The organism is Rubritalea sp., assembly GCF_039830215.1.
Classification (GTDB): Bacteria; Verrucomicrobiota; Verrucomicrobiia; order Verrucomicrobiales; family Akkermansiaceae; genus Rubritalea.
The window spans coordinates 1-2041 of record NZ_JBDOPO010000348.1; the positions used below are offsets into that span (position 1 = coordinate 1).

At 48.9% G+C, this 2041-nt stretch carries 1 protein-coding gene and 2 pseudogenes; all 3 read right to left on the reverse strand.

Translation table 11 applies throughout. From position 1 onward, the window contains the following. Window positions 1–253, reverse strand: a pseudogene (locus ABGY95_RS11785) (hypothetical protein); the annotation flags it as partial. 274 nt (window positions 254–527) lie between these two features. Beyond that, a pseudogene (locus tag ABGY95_RS11790) lies at window positions 528–728 on the reverse strand (NAD(P)/FAD-dependent oxidoreductase); the annotation flags it as partial. Between the two features lie 50 nt (window positions 729–778). After that, entirely contained in the window at window positions 779–1948 is a 1170-nt protein-coding gene (locus ABGY95_RS11795) for a Wadjet anti-phage system protein JetD domain-containing protein (RefSeq protein WP_347441882.1), read from the reverse strand. Window positions 1949–2041: the final 93 nt, after the last annotated feature.

Genomic DNA, 2041 nt, shown 5'->3' on the forward strand with positions numbered 1-2041 from the left:
ATGTGGCCTCTAGGACCAGATTGGGTAGTAGTCTTCACCGAGATCCTTTCACCGTATGATGAAACCACATCGTATCCTGCTTGATTAGTCTCAGGCGCCATCTGACCACTGGTCATGAGCGCCGCATAGAGCTCGCCAATACGGCCCACCAGATGCCGCTGCTCAGCCATTGCCCCCCCCATGATAGTTCGCGTTCTAGCCAGTTCATCGCTTCGCCGAGCGATTGGATGATTTGTATTTGTGTGAGTGCCATATAGTTTAGGTCTGACTTGGGTCCGAGAATGCGTGCTGATGTGGTGACATGTTGAGTGGGTAACCTTGTTGCTAAGGTGAGTAAACTACAGGGAGAGGGTGGGGCAGATAAAGGGGTAGCATTCAGAGACTCGACTCGTTGAATAAAGTAAAGTGAAATGAATACGTAAACTAATTCTTCGCAGATCTAGCAACACTGAGGGTGGCCATGTGAGATAGGCAGCTAGTGGGCTAGATGAGGTAGAGACCTTTGCTTCGTTCTTCGATTTTCCTCGTCGGGGGTAGAATTTATTGAACTCTGTTGGATCAAAGCAATGGTGGGTGACGTTACAGCGACCTCCGCCAGAGATTTTAACTTTCCCGAGTAGCTTAGAGGATTTCTCCAACATGAGGACGCTCTGAGCGCCGTTTTCAGCAGCAGTGATAGAGCCAAAAAATCCAGCAGCCCCGCCGCCAATAGTGATCAAATGATACATTTTTTAGGTGTTAAATTGGCTTATAGGAGGTACTTAGAGTTAATGACTTATCAGAGTATAAGCTTTCTCGATGATTTTGTGACCCATTGTATGAGGTGTTCGTGGATGGTTGGGGTGGGGAGGAATTCTTGCTCTAGGCGGCCTCGTTGAGTGTGGAGGAGATGGGTGTAAAGGGATTTTTCAGCTGAGTTAAGGAGGAGTGGAGGATCGGAAGATGCTGGTATGGGTTCGCTTACAGCTTTGTCTTTGCTGTGCAGAGAGAAGATCTCATGCGACATGAGGAGTGGGGAGATGGTTGGTAGGTAGGATCTGGCGTTGGAGAGCATGGTTAACCCCCAGGTATCGATATCACCCCAGTAGGCTATAGCGCGACTTTTTAGCCATGAATGCTCCAGCCATCGGAGGTTTAGCCCGCATCCTAGTATGGCTATGGTATCTGGCATTTCTGGAATCTGGAGTAGGCATTTTTCATTTTCAACGATGAGGATGTGTGAGACGTTTATCTTGTCCAGATTCAAGAGTTCTGATGTTCGGACGCGTTGTTGGGAGAAGGGGAGTAGCTTGTTGTTGAGGTCGGATACTAGTACCCAGTGGTCGTTGTCGTGCCATGCTCCGAGGAAGTTCTCTAGTCCTAGTTCTGAGACTTTTCCGTGGTAACGGATGTCGAGTAGCTGGATGATGAGCTGGCGGTGGCGTTCGATGAATTTTGTGTCAATGCCTGCGAGGGCAATGGCGCGTAGTGGTGCTCCGTTTGCGATATTGGGGGATAAGAGTGAGGCTAAGTGGGATGCCTTGATAATGTCATCAGCTAGTTTGCCTAACCATGAAGATCTTTTTTTGACGAAGTGCGGATGAAATGCTGAGGGTGAGCTATGAAGAATGGTTTCTAAGGTTGCATGTTCGTTCTGAACTATGGTCGAATTACTGGCGAGAACCCAGTCAGCGGTGGATGAAATTTCCCAATGGGTGGGGAGATCTATGGCCTGACCGAGTGTGCGGTAGGTTGTGGGTTTTGTGACAATTTTACCAATGGTAACATTTCTCCAGAGGTCGAGGTGACGGCGGAGCGCGGCGATGTCATCACGGACAAGTGATGGGCTGGGTTTGCCTATAGGCAGCCGAATGGGTAGGTTTTCTCCGTGTAGGATGCGGGACTCACGCAGGGAAGAGTTTTGCCATTGCTTGGCGAGTTTTTTAGAGAGCTCTGCGGGAGTTTTCATTTTGGTTACTGTGGTTTAGCTGGTGATGATTTTTGTTGCGCTTGATCGATTTCTTTCCAGGACATGGAGGTTAGGTTGCGCTTGTGTACGAGG